16 protein-coding genes are annotated in these 15,000 nt (G+C 39.5%); 13 read left to right on the top strand and 3 right to left on the bottom strand.

Annotation, left to right across the window (positions count from 1 at the left end):
• From HMPREF0023_RS16965 to HMPREF0023_RS14635, 9 genes are all read left to right on the top strand, one after another.
• The coding region (locus tag HMPREF0023_RS16965) for an ABC-three component system protein (RefSeq protein ID WP_008942453.1) at positions 1–224 on the top strand (224 nt) is incomplete at its 5' end.
• Positions 221–442: an ABC-three component system middle component 7 gene (locus HMPREF0023_RS17080; RefSeq protein ID WP_005092637.1), complete on the top strand. Its 222-nt coding sequence runs from the start codon at positions 221–223 to the stop codon at positions 440–442. The genes HMPREF0023_RS16965 and HMPREF0023_RS17080, both read left to right, overlap by 4 nt.
• A complete protein-coding gene (locus HMPREF0023_RS14660) occupies positions 436–2,052 on the top strand; it encodes a DUF2326 domain-containing protein (protein ID WP_005092636.1) in 1,617 nt (538 codons plus the stop codon). The genes HMPREF0023_RS17080 and HMPREF0023_RS14660 overlap by 7 nt, the downstream gene beginning before the upstream one ends.
• A gap of 132 nt (positions 2,053–2,184) precedes the next feature.
• Positions 2,185–2,328 (top strand): zinc ribbon-containing protein, encoded by a 144-nt coding sequence (locus HMPREF0023_RS16380; protein ID WP_004637424.1) that lies wholly within the window; start codon positions 2,185–2,187, stop codon positions 2,326–2,328.
• Positions 2,329–2,509: 181 nt separating this feature from the next.
• Positions 2,510–3,397 carry a DMT family transporter gene (locus HMPREF0023_RS14655; protein ID WP_008942451.1) on the top strand — a complete coding sequence of 296 codons (888 nt, stop codon included), beginning with the start codon at positions 2,510–2,512 and terminating at the stop codon, positions 3,395–3,397.
• Between the two features lie 719 nt (positions 3,398–4,116).
• Positions 4,117–4,896: a 4-hydroxy-tetrahydrodipicolinate reductase gene (locus HMPREF0023_RS14650; protein ID WP_017396657.1), complete on the top strand. Its 780-nt coding sequence runs from the start codon at positions 4,117–4,119 to the stop codon at positions 4,894–4,896.
• A 151-nt stretch (positions 4,897–5,047) separates the two neighbouring features.
• On the top strand, positions 5,048–5,713 hold the full coding sequence (locus HMPREF0023_RS14645; RefSeq protein ID WP_004637427.1) for an RluA family pseudouridine synthase: 666 nt from the start codon (positions 5,048–5,050) through the stop codon (positions 5,711–5,713).
• A gap of 22 nt (positions 5,714–5,735) precedes the next feature.
• Positions 5,736–6,221 (top strand): GNAT family N-acetyltransferase, encoded by a 486-nt coding sequence (locus HMPREF0023_RS14640; RefSeq protein ID WP_004637428.1) that lies wholly within the window; start codon positions 5,736–5,738, stop codon positions 6,219–6,221.
• A gap of 137 nt (positions 6,222–6,358) precedes the next feature.
• Complete coding sequence (locus tag HMPREF0023_RS14635) at positions 6,359–6,724, top strand: ribonuclease E inhibitor RraB (protein WP_004637429.1); 366 nt, start codon at positions 6,359–6,361, stop codon at positions 6,722–6,724.
• A 47-nt stretch (positions 6,725–6,771) separates the two neighbouring features.
• Here HMPREF0023_RS14635 and HMPREF0023_RS14630 read toward each other — a convergent pair whose 3' ends face one another.
• Positions 6,772–8,862, bottom strand: a complete 2,091-nt coding sequence (locus tag HMPREF0023_RS14630; protein WP_005092623.1) for a TonB-dependent siderophore receptor — start codon at positions 8,860–8,862, stop codon at positions 6,772–6,774.
• Between the two features lie 155 nt (positions 8,863–9,017).
• Entirely contained in the window at positions 9,018–9,485 is a 468-nt protein-coding gene (locus HMPREF0023_RS14625) for an Lrp/AsnC ligand binding domain-containing protein (RefSeq protein WP_004637431.1), read from the bottom strand.
• 137 nt (positions 9,486–9,622) lie between these two features.
• Between HMPREF0023_RS14625 and HMPREF0023_RS14620 the strand changes: the two genes are divergently transcribed.
• From HMPREF0023_RS14620 to HMPREF0023_RS14605, 4 genes are all read left to right on the top strand, one after another.
• A complete protein-coding gene (locus tag HMPREF0023_RS14620) occupies positions 9,623–10,879 on the top strand; it encodes a D-amino acid dehydrogenase (protein ID WP_005085790.1) in 1,257 nt (418 codons plus the stop codon).
• A 24-nt stretch (positions 10,880–10,903) separates the two neighbouring features.
• Complete coding sequence (gene alr / locus HMPREF0023_RS14615; RefSeq protein ID WP_005092620.1) at positions 10,904–12,031, top strand: alanine racemase; 1,128 nt, start codon at positions 10,904–10,906, stop codon at positions 12,029–12,031.
• Complete coding sequence (locus HMPREF0023_RS14610) at positions 12,018–12,377, top strand: RidA family protein (RefSeq protein ID WP_005092619.1); 360 nt, start codon at positions 12,018–12,020, stop codon at positions 12,375–12,377. The genes alr and HMPREF0023_RS14610 overlap by 14 nt, the downstream gene beginning before the upstream one ends.
• A gap of 200 nt (positions 12,378–12,577) precedes the next feature.
• The gene (locus tag HMPREF0023_RS14605; RefSeq protein WP_171057913.1) at positions 12,578–14,002 is read left to right on the top strand and encodes an amino acid permease; all 1,425 of its coding nucleotides are present in this window, start codon (positions 12,578–12,580) and stop codon (positions 14,000–14,002) included.
• Between the two features lie 72 nt (positions 14,003–14,074).
• Here the strand turns inward: HMPREF0023_RS14605 and HMPREF0023_RS14600 are convergent, their stop codons facing one another.
• The gene (locus HMPREF0023_RS14600) at positions 14,075–14,956 is read right to left on the bottom strand and encodes a LysR family transcriptional regulator (protein ID WP_004637436.1); all 882 of its coding nucleotides are present in this window, start codon (positions 14,954–14,956) and stop codon (positions 14,075–14,077) included.
• Positions 14,957–15,000: the final 44 nt, after the last annotated feature.

Raw genomic sequence — 15,000 nt, 5'->3', positions numbered from 1 at the left:
AAAATAGATTTGCAGAGCTTGATAAAGTTAAGCCCTATACTTCTGATACAATTTTTAGTCAAGTTAAGACATATTATTTGCAACTAAAAAGCAATGGTGCTGATCAGAATCAAATTTTTACTGCATTATCTGATTGGATTTATTCAGTGGCAAATGTTAAGAATAATGAAGTCGCTGAAATATTTGTTTCCTTTTTTATTCAGAATTGTGAAGTTTACTCATGATTACACCAAATAAAACAATTTCTTTAAAAGATTCCATTATTTATAAGTCTATATATATAATGGAAGAGAAATTCGAAGATATTCATATAAGCGTACTCTATAATTCTGTAATGAGTAAGTTTGACGGTGTAGATGAGTTTATGTATTCCATAGATACTTTATATTTACTTGATTTAATAAATTTCGATTTTGAATTGGGAATAGTTTCAAAATGTTAAGCTCTTTAGAATGTGATCAGCTTATAGAAAAGAAAATAATATTTAACTCTAGATTAAATATCTTATTAGGACCTGATGATGGGACTAACTCTATAGGTAAGTCATCTGTCCTAATGTTGATTGATTTTGCGTTTGGTGGTGATGATTTCTTAAAGATTTGCTCAGATGTTATTGAAAATGTAGGTGAAATTGAAATAAAGGCTGAGTTTATATTTGATGAAATAAGCTTTAACTTTATTAGAAATACTTCTGATCCTAGTGTAGTAAAATTTTGCTTTTTAGATGAAGATAAATCATATAAAAAAGTGGAAGATTTTAGAAGATTTTTAGCGAAAAGTTATAATTTTCCTGAATATTATCCTAGTTTTAGAAGTACCGTTAATCCCTATTTTAGGATTTGGGGGAAGGATAACTATAATCCCAATAGGCCTTTGAACTCATTTCCAAATGAACCATATTTAAAAATAAGAACAAATTTACTTAAGCTTTTTGGATTTTATAGCTTAGTAGACATACTTGAGAAAAATAAATCCAAAATTGAAGATAAAAAGAAAACAATTCAAGGGATGTTTAATGAAGGTTTTGTTCAAAAAGTAGGTAAAAGAGACTTGGCTGTAAAAAGGGATGAATTGATATCAGTCAAAAATAGCCTGAATAAAATTAAAGATGAAATCGAAATATACGCTTTAAGTGTAAATGAAATTGTTAGTAATGAGAATATTAAACTAAAAATAGAAAAAAATGAATTAGAAAATAAAGTTATCAATACTAAATCTCAGCTTCTTAGAATAGAAAAAAATTTAAAATTTGGAAGCTATGCTAATGCAAAAACTTTTGAGAAGTTAGCTTTGTTTTTCCCACACGTAAATCAAGAAAGACTTTTAGAAATTGAAAGCTTTCATATAGGAATTTCTAAAATATTAAAAGCTGAACTATTACAGGAAAAGAAGGTGTTAGAAGAAAAAATACATTTATTTGAAGAACATATACAAAAAATAAATGATGATTTAAAGCGTCTCCTAAATTCATCCGATCGTCCCGTTGCCTTAGTTGATAAGCTGCTAGAATTATCTATCAAAGAAAAAAAGCTTAGTGATATTGTTTCATATGCAGATTTGAAAGGTGCTGTTGATTCACAAGTTATTAATTTAAAAGATGAGATTGAGCAAAAAATCATTGATTGTTTAGATGGAATTCAGCAGATATTAAATGAATCAATGGCTAAATATATTGATGTATTCTATGAAGATCATCCAGCACATCCTACAATAAAGCTATCAGAAACTAATTATGAGTTTAATCATAATGAAGATACTGGGACAGGAAAGTCACATGCCAATATGATTGCTTTAGATTTTAGCGTGTTTGAGCATACTTTATTACCAGCATTAGTTCATGATTTAATCCTATTTAAGAATATTGAAGTTCATGCTTTTGAAAAAATTCTAAAAACTTATATGAATTTTGATAAACAAACATTCATTGCTATTGATGAGTTGAAAAAATATAGTGATGAAATTATTGAATTAGTGAAGCAAATAACTTTTCTAGAGCTGAGCCCAGAGCGATTAGCTTTTAAAAAGTCATGGAAAAAAGTGAAAAAATTTTAAATATGCTTATTTTAGTTTTGAAATAGAACTGTTCACCTTTCCGCCATCACCACTTGTCAGAAAGGTCAATAAATAATCAAAACTATCACGCTATAGTATATATACCATTTCTAAAATCTATGGAGAACAAAGATGGTTACTGCTGGCGAAAAACCTGGAACTGGCTTCTATTTTTGTGTCCAATGCGGACATCGCACCTATTTAGAAATTGGTACTGATCGTTTACCTCCGTGTACCAAATGCCTTGGCAATCAATTCAACAGTAAGAATGCCTAAGCCGCAAACACCAAACAGTTACCCACTGTTTTGAAGAAAGCCCTATCACTCGATAGGGCTTTTTTGTGAGTGAAAATAAGATAGCGAGCTATATCAGCAAACAATTTATTCAACGCAAAGCTCGAAAAATTACAATGAAACGAGTAAATTACATGCATATTTTGACTGTGCATTCGCCGTTATGACTTTTACTTGGATACTATTTACGATCATGGCTGCATTTATGCAGGCATGGCGCAATGCATTTCAAAAACAACTCAGTACCACAGTCGATGTCTATGGCACGACACTGGCAAGATTTCTATTTGCACCGATTTTTGCCTTTAGTTATTTGGCTTTTCTCTATAACCAACAACCTGTGACGAGCGAAGTCAGCTTCACCCATAAATTTTGGTTCTATGTGGTGATTGCTGGGGTGAGCCAAATCTATGCAACCGCTTTAATGGTCAAATTATTTCAACAAAAGAACTATGCCATTGGGGTCGGACTTGCCAAAAGTGAAGCAATCTTAGCGGCATTGGTTGGTGTGTTGTTCTTACAAGAGCATTTAACTGCATGGGGATGGGTAGGCGTTTCGATTGGTGCAGTGGCAGTATTTTTACTGAGTAAAGGACGGCAACACACCGAACTTTCAATCAAAACACTCATAATTGGCTTAGGCAGTGGTTTATGTTTTGCGATTACTTCATTGTTAGTCCGTGAAGCCAGTTTAGAACTCGGTATGTTGCCATTTCTCCATCGAGCAGCATGGGTGCTGTGTAGCTTGATCAGCTTCCAATGCATCATTATGTTGATATATCTCGGGATTTTTAGCCGTCAGACCTTATATAAAATGTGGCAACGATTGGGGCTCACCTTTAAGGTCAGTGTTTGCAGTTTCCTTGCTTCATTGGGTTGGTTCAGTGCAATGAGTATGCAAAGCGTTGCGATTGTGAAAACGCTTGGTCAGATTGAGATTTTATTTAGCTTACTGATCTCAGCATTTTTCTTTAAAGAAAAATTAGCTAGAACAGATCATTTGGGCTTATGGCTGGTGATCGTAGCCGCAATTATGGTGATTTGGGCATAATTTTCATGCCTAAATGAAAAAATACACATGTAAATTTGAATATATCGGAATATAAATCTCATATTTTTATTGGCTGTGGGAAATATTTCCAATATTTAAGCATTGATCAGAAATTGTTTCTAAAAACATAAAAAATCTTTTGGTTTTTAGCAAAACAATCCCACATCGATCTGCCTAAACTATGTCTCAAGGGTGTGAAAGGGATCGAAAAGAGTAGCATGCACCGATGCTTACAAAGCAAGTGTGTACGAACCCAAAAGGTCTCGATTCGGCTTAGGACGCTATAGATCAAAAGTTTATAGGCAAAGGTTATGGCTTACAAAGTCATAGGTGTTGAAGTAAACAACATGTTTTCCCTTATACCCTCAAAATTCTGAAACTAAAAACTAAAAACTAAAAACTAAAAACTAAAAACTGAGCCTCCCTTCATTCTAATTTCTTCATCTTTGTTCAATATAAATCATTGATTATACAAAACTTCTATTGGCTACATATAATGTGACACTTTAATAAGTTTATTATTTTCAAATAGTTATATTATATAGATTCATTTTTAACATGCTTTACTTGATTGACAGTGTCAAACTGAGTTGCTAGTTTGAGCCTGACTTTGGTGTTTTGGAGGGTATTTACACAATTTATGAGATGAATCTTGGTATCTGATAAATCTCGATTGGGGGATGTTGGGAAGCCCTCAAATGCATGAAAGGACAATTCAAATGAAAGTGGGTATTATTGGCTTTGGTAAAACAGGCCGTGCAGTTGCATCAGTATTATTAGAGTCGAAAAAGACCAATTTACAATGGGTTATCCGTCAATCAAAACAGTTGGAACAACAGTCGGTTGCTGATTTTTTGGGAATAGAATCCGATGAACCTAGCCATATTTTTTCAAAAGATGAATATTCTATAGCTGCACTTTTAGATCGTTATCCGGTTGATATTATTGTTGATTTTTCCTCAGAAAATGGCTTGGATTACTATGCAGAGGAAGCGGCGAAACGCGGTATCACGATTATTAGTGCGGTATCTCAATATCCTGAACAGCGAATTCAACAACTCAAACAGCTTGCAACTCAAACTTGTGTCTTACATTCACCTAATATTACTCTTGGGATCAATTTTGTCATTCTTGCAGCAAAGATTTTGAAAAATATTGCACCAGAGACCGATATTGATGTGATTGAAGAGCATTTTAAGGCAAAACCTGAGGTTTCAGGTACAGCCAAAGTCATCACAAGAGAACTTGATCTGCCTGAAGACAGCATTAAATCAGTACGTGCAGGTGGGATTGTGGGAGTGCATGAAATTTTATTTGGTTTTCCATTCCAAACGGTGCGACTCAAACACGAATCCATCACCCGTGAAGCTTTTGGCAACGGTATTTTATTTGCCATCGAAAATCTAAAAGATAAACCGAAAGGGTTTTATAATATGGAGGCATTATTATTGCCTTTTTTCAAATTGGATGATCAGCCTGAACTACAGGTTTTGACCTAATTAAATCAATTTAAATTCAGTTGAATAAGCTGTGGTTTCACGTGAAACCTCAACCAGATCTTTGTTTATTTGGTAGAAGAAATGCTTTTGCTGTATTGCCTAAATTTCTTTATGATTTGCGCTGATTTTCTCTTTGACTATTTTGATCTACATGGCGCTAAACGACAATTTTATTTACACACCACCGCAGCAACCATTAGAAATCCTCTATGAAGATGATGATTTGGTTGTGGTGAATAAACCAGCGGGTTTGTTGTCGGTTATGGGACGCTTACCAGAGCATCAAGATAGTGCTTATTTACGTGTGTTAGAAAAATATCCATCTGCCAAAGTGACGCATCGTTTGGATATGGCAACATCAGGTTTATTGATGTTTGCCAAACATCGTGATGCAGAAGTGGCAGTCAGCAAAATGTTTCAGGCACGGACAGTCAAAAAATATTATGAGGCATTGGTACAGGGAAAGATTCAAGCTGAGGGCAGTGTCGAGGTGCCACTGATTACCGATTGGGAGAATCGCCCACGTCAGATGGTTCATTTTGAATTGGGCAAACCAGCGAAGACCCTATACCAATCGTTGCATTACGATGCAGAAACGGATCAGAGCCGCGTTCGTTTAGAGCCAGTGACAGGACGCTCACATCAGCTACGCGTTCATATGATGCATATTGGACACCCGATTATGGGGGATAAATTGTATCATCCCGAACCTGCCAAATTTCATTTGAAGCGAATGGCCCTCCATGCGGCGTATCTGGCTTTTCAACATCCTTTTCATCAGCAAAACATAGAAATTCATGCTGAGGTAAGGTTTTAAGCTTCCGCAGAAAGGAGCAATTATGTATCCAGTCCAACGTCTTACATGGCTTGAGTTGTCAGAGCTGCAACAAGCACAGCTTAAGTCGCTTTTGTTTGCAGCAGATCCTGATTGGGCTGTGATCTCGACTTATCTGTTGCAGGCAGATATTTTTGTGGTGATAAATGAGCAAGATCAAATTATTGCTCAGCTTTGTTTGATTCAAAATGCAGATCAAGCCGAAATAAAAAATCTTGCGGTTGATCCAAGTCAGCAGGGACAAGGTTTAGCCAAGACCTTGATTTTGTATGTGGTTGGCGCTTTTCAGCAGTCTAGCATTCACACTTTATGGATAAAAACGGGCAACTCTAGCCTTGATCAATTGGCGCTGTATCAAAAATGTGGTTTTCGTATGTCCCATATCGAACGCAATGTCTTTCAAAACTATCCCGAACCTATTTTTGAAAACGGTATTCGATGCTTGGATCAAGTGGTGCTGTCAATCGAATATGATCTTCAGACAAACTAATTTATGGGGATCATTTGGCGGGGGCGTTCGCTACAATTATTATATTGATGCGTCTAAAAACTGACATAAAAATAGGTTAATCTATAGCCAAATATTAAACCAAATATTAACTAGACAACATAACAAAGGATATTCTTATGACACGCGATTATGACCAATTTCCAGATGATGATAATGGCAATGTACTGTGGCAAATGGTTGAAGATGGGAATGACCTAAGTGAGCCGCATGAGGTTGAATTTTCAATCGTGTTTGAAAAACAAGAACAGGTTGAAAAATGTGCCCTGCATCTTTTACACCAAGAACAAAAAATCTCCCTCTATCAAGAAGAGCTACATTCAGATGGTTCCGATATGTGGGTGTTAAATGTACACGTCAATATGATGCTGGAATATGAAGATATTGCTGATCTAGAAGAGTGGATGGTGCGTATCGCACAAGAATTTTCAGGTGAGTACGATGGGTGGGGTTGTATGAGCTATATCTATGATGAAGATGAATAAACATGGATAAAATGTGACTCAGCCCTCAGTGGGCTGAGCCATATCGATTAAAACTTGAATTGTGCCGATACTGAGGCATTCAAAGGTTCACCTGGTTGAACCCATACATCACTATAACTCGAAACATAATAGGTCTTATCAAACAGATTGTTCAGGTTGAACTGATAACGCTGACGATCTGATGGGGCGTAATAGGCATTTAAATTTACCAAGGTATAACTCGGTAAATTAAATCCATTATCCAGATTATGACCACTACGCTCACCGACATAGCTCAGGTTGGCACCGACACCTGCTTTCACTGCACCTTGTTGTAAAAACTCATAGTTGGTACTGATTGAGCCTTGGTGTTTAGGAATATTGCTCAAGCGTGCGCCTTTGACCAAATCTTGGTCTTTCTCGATCTTGGCATCGGTATAGCTATAATTGGCATTGAGTGACCAGCGGTCTGTGAATTGGCTGTTGAAGTCCAGTTCAACACCTTGGCTGCTGACTTCACCTGCAGCCGTTTGAAAACCATTGTCGATTGGATCTGTGGTCAGCACGTTCTGCTTTTGCATTTTAAATAAGGCAACACTCAGCAGGCTGTGGTCATTGATTCGATATTTACTTCCAATTTCATAGCTTTGACCTTTTTCTGGGGCAAAGTTCTCGCCATTGCGATCCATACCACTGTTCATCGCAAATGAACGACCATAGTTACTATAGAATGACCAGTGGTCTGATGCTTTGAAATTGACACCAAGGCGTGGGCTGGCTTGGTTAAGGTTTTGCTTGTGCTGAGTTTGTTTCAGGTGATTTTCAAAGTTTTGTTCGACTCGATCAAAGCGAGTACCGACCAAGATGCTCCATTGATCATCAAAGAACATCTGATCTTGTAGATTAATGGCGAAATAGCGTTGTCGCTCATCGGTATTGGTAAAGCTCGCGAGACTCGGTAGAGATTGCCCATAATGAGGCTGATAAATATCAATGGTATTTGGATGATCCGCACTATGGTTACGACGTAATTGATATTGGCGATAATCCAATTGTCCTAATTCTGTAGAAACCACGACTTCATGACGTGCCCATGGCGTGTCTAATTTTCCAAGTAATTCGGTTTGTGCCAGCACATCTTCGCTTTGATAATCACGATAGCGACGTTGGCGCTCCAAAGTACGTCCATCGGCTTGTACACGTCGCGGTTCGGTGGAGAATCCAACCATTTGCGCATCTTTATAACTGAGCGCACTGTTCAGCTTCCAAGCATCATTTAATTCATGGCTTAAACGCAATTGATAAAAATGGTCTTTTACCCGCATGTCACCATCCCGTGGCTCACCTGTGAAGGTTTTAGGATTCATCACAAACTGTTTCTGAACAGTACTTACTCCGCGATCAAATGTACCTAAATGTTGGGTAAATTCGCTGTCAAAATCGAGTTGGGTCTGGTCTGAGATTTTCCAGGTGAGTTGGGGTGAAAAGAACCAACGTTCACTACTAACATGATCACGAAAACTTTGATTGTCTTCATGGGCGACGGCAAAACGATAAGCAAGCACATCATTGATTGGTGCCGTATGTTCAAGGCTAATGCGATATTGTTCTTGGCTATTGGCACGAAGGTTGATCTGGCTTTGGCTTTCCCATTCAGGCTTTTTACTGTTGATATTGAGTAATCCACCTGTTTCTCCACGACCGTAGAGTGCTGCCATCGGTCCTTTGAGGAAATCCAATGATTCGATATTGACCATATCTTTCGGTGCGCTGATGCCTCGATTCATGCTTAAACCATTGCGAATGGTTACAGCGCCGAGATTGGGGTCGCTACTAAAACCACGAAAGGAGTAATTATCCCAAAATCCGCCACCGTAATTATTTTGATGAAATACACCGCTGACCAAGGTCAAGGCATCGTCTATGCGTTGCACATCTTGTTGTTCGAGCACTTGTTGAGAAAGAAATGAACGGTTAAAGGGGATGTCGAGGACATCGTGGGAGAATTTGGTTCCGCTGCTATTTTGCTGCAGATCCTGTTGGGTTGTATCTGCTTGAATACGAATGGTTTCAAGGACTGCGGTACGATCTTCTGCCCATGTGATTGTTGAGAAAAAACTAAACCCCAAGCAAGACCAAAATCCAAGTGTACGTTGCATAAATCATCAACCAAAGAAAGACAAAAAAATGATTTTGTAATAGTATAACATTACATTAATTTTTAAATCTTTTTTTATGCTGCCCTCAGAAAAAACGCGACAGCGGTTACAGTTCATGAACGCCGTACATACTTTATGGGTTGGATGCGTGGGCTTTACTTGCTTACATCTAAATAGAAACTTTCCTTGACCTCTTCCATGACCACATAGCTATGTGAGGATGCGGAAGCAGGCAGTTTTTTTAATAAATCACCTAATAGTCGGCGATAGGCACTCATTTCTTTGAGTCGTGCTTTCACTAGATAGTCAAATTCACCAGAGATGAGATGGCACTCAAGCACTTCTGGAATATCAACTAAATCGCGTGCGACTTGATCAAACACATCACCAGACTTGGCTGAGAGTTTAATTTCTAAAAATACCAATAAGCTACGCTCGACATGAGCGGGATTGAGTCGAGCATAATAGCCCATGATGATGCCTTCACGTTCTAATCGCTTTACACGCTCAGAACAGGGCGTGGTAGACAGATTGACACGCGAAGCTAACTCACTAATTGCAATCCGTCCTTCGCGTTGCAATATATCTAAAATCAAGCGATCAATACGGTCTAATTTACGCATAGATTATTTCCTTTTATTTTAATTTTTTCGCGACAAATTGATTAAATTACCTAGATTATACCTATAAAAACAGTCAAAAAAACTATTGGAGCAAAAATATACTAGTTAAATAAACTAGTGGGCGAGAGGGACCTATTATGCGCGTTATCGTTTTAGGAAGTGGTGTGATTGGTGTAGCAAGTGCTTACTATCTTGCGCAACAAGGTGCCCAAGTGACTGTGCTTGATCGTCAGTCTGGTCCAGCAAAAGAAACCAGCTTTGGTAATGCAGGACAAATCTCGCCAGGATATTCAACCCCATGGGCAGCACCCGGTATTCCATTTAAAGCCGTGAAATGGATGTTTCAACATCATGCACCGCTTGCCATTAATATCGATGGCAGTATGTGGCAGTTACAGTGGATGGCACAAATGCTGAAAAACTGTAATCCACAAAGTTATGCAGTCAACAAAGAACGCATGATGCGTGTGGCTGAATATAGCCGCGATTGTTTACGCCAACTGAGAACTGAAACGGGTATCAACTACGAGAATCGTTCTAAAGGCACTTTGCAGGTGTTTCGTAATGATGCACAACTTGAAGCGGTGCAGCGTGATATCCAAGTCCTGAAAGAATGTGGTGTCGATTTTAATTTATTGAATGCAGAAGAACTCGGCAGCGTTGAACCTGCACTGGCACACACTGATAAATTGGTGGGTGGATTGCATTTGCCAAATGATGAAACAGGCGACTGTTATTTATTTACCAATGCTTTGGCAAAAGTGGCGCAAGATTTAGGTGTCGAATTTAAATTCGATCAAAATGTTGAGCAATTGATTGTTGAAGGTGATGAAATCAAAGGTGTGCTGGTCAATGGTGTGGTTTTAACAGCTGATCGTTTCGTGCTTGCCTTTGGTAGTTATTCACGTGATTTCTTAAAGCCATTGCAGTTGAATCTTCCTGTTTATCCTGTCAAAGGTTATTCATTGACGATTCCAATTGTTGAGCCAAAATTTGCACCGCAATCAACGGTTTTGGATGAAACGTATAAAGTTGCGATTACGCGTTTTGACCAACGTATCCGTGTTGGAGGGATGGCGGAATTAAGCGGCTTTAATTTGGGCTTAAATGATGATCGCCGTGCAACTTTGGAAATGGTCACCCAAGATTTATTCCCAGGTGGTGACTTACAACAAGCATCATTCTGGACAGGTCTACGTCCAATGACACCAGACAGCACACCGATTATTGGTGCAACCAAATATAAGAACCTATTCTTAAATACGGGTCATGGCACTTTAGGTTGGACCATGGCATGTGGTTCAGGAAAATTGATCAGCGATCTAGTGATGAATCATCGTACCGAGATTAGTACCGACGGTTTATCGATCCAGCGTTATTCACACGCGGCATAATTTTAAGCTACAAGGAAGTTGATTATGCCTCGTCCAATTACTGCGGTTATTCATACTCAGGCTTTACGCCAAAATCTTGAACTATTGAGAACGACTGTCCCAAATAGCAAGGTGTTTGCGGTGGTCAAAGCCAATGCCTATGGACATGGGATCGAACGCGTCTATGATGCCTTTAAAACAGCGGATGGCTTCGCCTTACTCGATATTGAGGAAGCCAAACGTCTGCGTGCATTAGGCTGGACAGGTCCAATCCTGTTACTAGAAGGGATTTTTTCACCCCAAGATTTATTTGATTGTGCTCAATACCAACTCAGTTTCACGGTGCATAGTGAGCATCAGCTGGAGTGGTTACAACAACATATCTATCCTGCCCAGTTTGATATTTTTCTTAAAATGAACAGTGGTATGAATCGTTTAGGGTTCAAGCCACAACAATATCGCCAAGTGTGGCGACATCTTCAGCGTCTTAACAATGTCGCGAAAATCACCCATATGATGCATTTCTCCGATGCGGATGGGCAGCGCTTTGGTCAAGCGGGCGTGGACTATCAACTGGCAGAATTTGAGACGCATATTCAAGATTTACCCGGTGAAAGATCGGTCAGTAATAGCGCCGCCATCCTCAGATATCCAACACAACTGCATTCCGATTATGTCCGTGGCGGCATCATGCTGTATGGCAGCTCACCTGATTATCCTCAGCACAGTATCCAAGATTGGGGACTTGCGCCAACCATGAGTTTGCGTAGTGAACTGATCGCAATCCAGCAGCTAAAAACCAATGAAAGTGTGGGGTATGGCTCAAGTTTTGTCGCTGAACATGCCATGAGCGTCGGCATCGTCGCTTGTGGTTATGCCGATGGTTATCAACGCATCTCTCCTACAGGGACCCCGATACTGGTCAATGGAATTCGTACCCGAACCATTGGACGAGTCAGTATGGATATGTTGGCAGTGGATTTAACACCTGTACCGAATGCTGAAATTGGTAGTGAAGTTGTGCTTTGGGGGACCTCAAAAACAGGAAGTATTTTACCTATTGATGATGTTGCAGCAGCCTCAGGCACCGTCGGTTATGAACTGATGTGTGGGGTGACCGCACGTGTCAAATTTATCAATCAAGACGAAGGAAATCATCATGTCACATTCTGATATTCAGAAAATCAACTCGACCGAAGTGATGAGTGCAGTCACTGTTTTTAACAAAGTGGTGTATTTATCAGGACAAGTTCCTAAAAATCCAGACTTAGACATCGAAGGACAAACGCGTGATGTATTAGCAACGATTGAGCAGCTTCTCGATTCGGCAAATACCGATAAATCACGTCTATTGTCTGTTCAACTGTTTCTAAAAGATCTCTCAGATTTTCCAACGGTCAATGCGATCTATGTCGATTGGTTAAAAGGCTGTGTTGCACCGTCGCGTGCCACGATTCAAGCGGATTTGGTCAATCCAAATTGGCTGATTGAGATTGCAGTGATTGCAGCACAAAAATAAAGCAAACAGAGATCGTTTTGCTTAAATAATATAAAAAAAGATGAAAAGTAACGTATTTATTGTAGATAAAACAGCAGTAGATGCGTATTTTCTTGCAATCAATATGCGTCCGCCATTTTAAAAGAGAGCGAATTTTCGCAACAAAATAAAAAGGCTGGCGCATATACGAATAAGAAAAAGGGAACTTTTTTATGACGGTTATGCAACAGCATCCAAATGATCAACACGCGCCAAATGATTTACAACGCAAACTTTCCAATCGCCATTTACAACTGATCGCCATTGGTGGTGCGATTGGAACAGGCTTGTTTATGGGTTCAGGAAAAACCATTTCCTTGGCAGGCCCTTCGATTCTGTTTATTTACATGATCATCGGGACCATGTTTTTCTTTTTGATGCGGGCACTGGGTGAGTTGTTGCTTGCCAATTTACAGTATAAATCTTTTGTGGATATGGCACATGATTTGATCGGGCCATGGGCAGGCTACTATATTGGCTGGACCTATTGGCTGGGCTGGGTACTGGTCGGAATTGCGGATTTGGCCGCAGTCATTAATTATCTTGGTTTCTGGTTACCTGAAGGTGTGTCATTTACGCCGATGGGACAAGCATTGATTAGTGCGGGTTGTGTGCTGTTTGTGCTGGGACTTAATTTGTTGACGGTACGTTTATTTGGTGAGATTGAGTTTTGGTTTGCCTTGATTAAAATTTTAGCGATCATTGCCTTGATCGGCGTCGGTGGCTATATGATTTTTAGTCACTTCCAAGCGCCTGAAGGTGCGGTAGCATCATTAAGTAATGTTTGGTCGCATGGCGGCATGTTTCCTAAAGGCTTGGATGGCTTCTTGGCCGGTTTCCAAATTGCGGTTTTTGCCTTTGTCGGAGTAGAGTTAGTGGGAACCACAGCAGCTGAAACCAAAGATCCGCATAAAAATCTTCCAAAAGCCATTAATGCGATTCCGATTCGAATCATTTTGTTCTATGTTTTGGCCTTATTGGTGGTGATGGCTGTTACGCCGTGGGATAGTATCCGTGCTGATAAAAGCCCATTCGTGGAATTATTCTTGAATGCAGGAATTGTCACTTCTGCAATTATTATGAATTTGGTGGTGTTATCGTCGGTGATGTCATCCATGAACAGTGGCGTGTTTTCGACCAGCCGAATGTTGTTTGGTTTATCTAAAGATGGTCAAGCACCTGCGGCATTGGGACGTTTATCGAAGAAAGCGGTACCTGCCAATGGACTGTTTTTTTCCTGCGTTTTTATTATGGGGGGTGCAGTACTCCAGTATTTCGTACCGAATACACTGGAAGCATTTACCTTGGCGAGTGCTCTGTGCGTGATTTTATTCATCAGTGTATGGAGTCTGATTATGGTGTGCTATATCCGCTATCGTAAATTGCGTCCTGAATTACATGTGCAGTCGAATTTTAAAATGCCGGGTGGCGTTTGGATGTCCTATCTGGTGATTCTCTTCTTGCTATTTGCCTTAGTGATTTTGGCACTTGAACCTGACACCTTGAAAGCATTGTATGTTAGTCCATTTTGGTTGTTGATTCTGGCTGCAACATATCAGTTGGTGTACAAACCACGATTACGGAAACTTCAACGAGAACTGGTATAAAACAGTTTCAAATCCTAGATGTTAAGAGCTAGCCTACAAGACTGGCTCTTTTTATATCTGTCATTTGAATCGTTAATCAATGAGTAAATGTTGGTATTGATCAGCTTGTTTGCGTAAGTAATCCCAAACCAGTTTAATTCGTGGCTCATGTTGTAAATCAACGAATGTCAGCATCCAAAAGGTATGGTTGAAACGAACTTGTTCAGCTAAAACGGTTTCAAGCTCAGGTTTATCATCTGCTAGAAACTTGGGTAATATGGCTAACCCTGCGCCAGCACTGACCGCAATCTGCTGTGCCAAAATGCTACTACTGCGAAAATTTGCAGTGAGTTTTAAGGGTAAGCGTTCTAGACAATACAGCTCAGGGCTATAGACCAAATCATCAATATAATTGACAAAACGATGTTGGGTTAAATCTTCTAAACGACGAATGGGGGGAGTGTTGGCTAGATAATTTTTACTGCCGTAAATTTTTAAACAATAATCTGACAAGCGCGTGATGATATAAGGACCAGATGTGGGACGTTCAATCGAGACCACAATATCGGCTTCACGATGCGAAAGCTTAATCATTTTCGGCACCGGAATTAGGTCAATGGTGAGCAGAGGATATCGAATCGAAAACTCCGCCAGCAGTCGTGCAAGAAATGCCGTACCAAAGCCTTCAGGTGTGCCAATTCGCACACGACCTTGCAAGGGTTGATGTGGTTTTTCAATCTGAAGAAAGGCTTGTTCCATTTGCTCTACCTGAGGAACGAGTGCTAAACCTTCAAACGTCAGTTCATAACCAGAAGCTTCTCGTTTGAATAAAGTCGTCCCTAAAGCCAGCTCCAATGCCTGAATTCGTCGAGCAACCGTACTGTGCTCGACGCCAATGATGCGTGCCGCACTGGTTAAGGTTTTGGTTCGCGCCAGAACTAGAAAGAATTGTAGATGATCCCAATCCACTTTCATTGTTATTGTGTCCCTTGTGCATATTTGCACACCAATCGTGCATT

It is taken from the genome of Acinetobacter sp. ATCC 27244, from assembly GCF_000156555.1.
GTDB lineage: Bacteria > Pseudomonadota > Gammaproteobacteria > Pseudomonadales > Moraxellaceae > Acinetobacter > Acinetobacter haemolyticus.
The sequence above is the reverse complement of the archived record's forward strand: the minus strand, read 5'-3'. Positions and strand labels throughout refer to the sequence as shown.

Bases quoted from the DNA above. Each gene is read 5' to 3' on its own strand.
- HMPREF0023_RS17080 (WP_005092637.1), top strand. From the start codon at position 221: ATGATTACACCAAATAAAACAATTTCTTTAAAAGATTCCATTATTTAT.
- HMPREF0023_RS14660 (WP_005092636.1), top strand. From the start codon at position 436: ATGTTAAGCTCTTTAGAATGTGATCAGCTTATAGAAAAGAAAATAATA.
- HMPREF0023_RS14630 (WP_005092623.1), bottom strand. From the start codon at position 8,862: ATGCAACGTACACTTGGATTTTGGTCTTGCTTGGGGTTTAGTTTTTTC.
- alr (WP_005092620.1), top strand. From the start codon at position 10,904: ATGCCTCGTCCAATTACTGCGGTTATTCATACTCAGGCTTTACGCCAA.
- HMPREF0023_RS14650 (WP_017396657.1), top strand. From the start codon at position 4,117: ATGAAAGTGGGTATTATTGGCTTTGGTAAAACAGGCCGTGCAGTTGCA.
- HMPREF0023_RS14640 (WP_004637428.1), top strand. From the start codon at position 5,736: ATGTATCCAGTCCAACGTCTTACATGGCTTGAGTTGTCAGAGCTGCAA.
- HMPREF0023_RS14600 (WP_004637436.1), bottom strand. From the start codon at position 14,956: ATGAAAGTGGATTGGGATCATCTACAATTCTTTCTAGTTCTGGCGCGA.
- HMPREF0023_RS14635 (WP_004637429.1), top strand. From the start codon at position 6,359: ATGACACGCGATTATGACCAATTTCCAGATGATGATAATGGCAATGTA.
- HMPREF0023_RS16380 (WP_004637424.1), top strand. From the start codon at position 2,185: ATGGTTACTGCTGGCGAAAAACCTGGAACTGGCTTCTATTTTTGTGTC.
- HMPREF0023_RS14645 (WP_004637427.1), top strand. From the start codon at position 5,048: ATGGCGCTAAACGACAATTTTATTTACACACCACCGCAGCAACCATTA.
- HMPREF0023_RS14625 (WP_004637431.1), bottom strand. From the start codon at position 9,485: ATGCGTAAATTAGACCGTATTGATCGCTTGATTTTAGATATATTGCAA.
- HMPREF0023_RS14610 (WP_005092619.1), top strand. From the start codon at position 12,018: ATGTCACATTCTGATATTCAGAAAATCAACTCGACCGAAGTGATGAGT.
- HMPREF0023_RS14620 (WP_005085790.1), top strand. From the start codon at position 9,623: ATGCGCGTTATCGTTTTAGGAAGTGGTGTGATTGGTGTAGCAAGTGCT.
- HMPREF0023_RS14605 (WP_171057913.1), top strand. From the start codon at position 12,578: ATGCAACAGCATCCAAATGATCAACACGCGCCAAATGATTTACAACGC.
- HMPREF0023_RS14655 (WP_008942451.1), top strand. From the start codon at position 2,510: ATGACTTTTACTTGGATACTATTTACGATCATGGCTGCATTTATGCAG.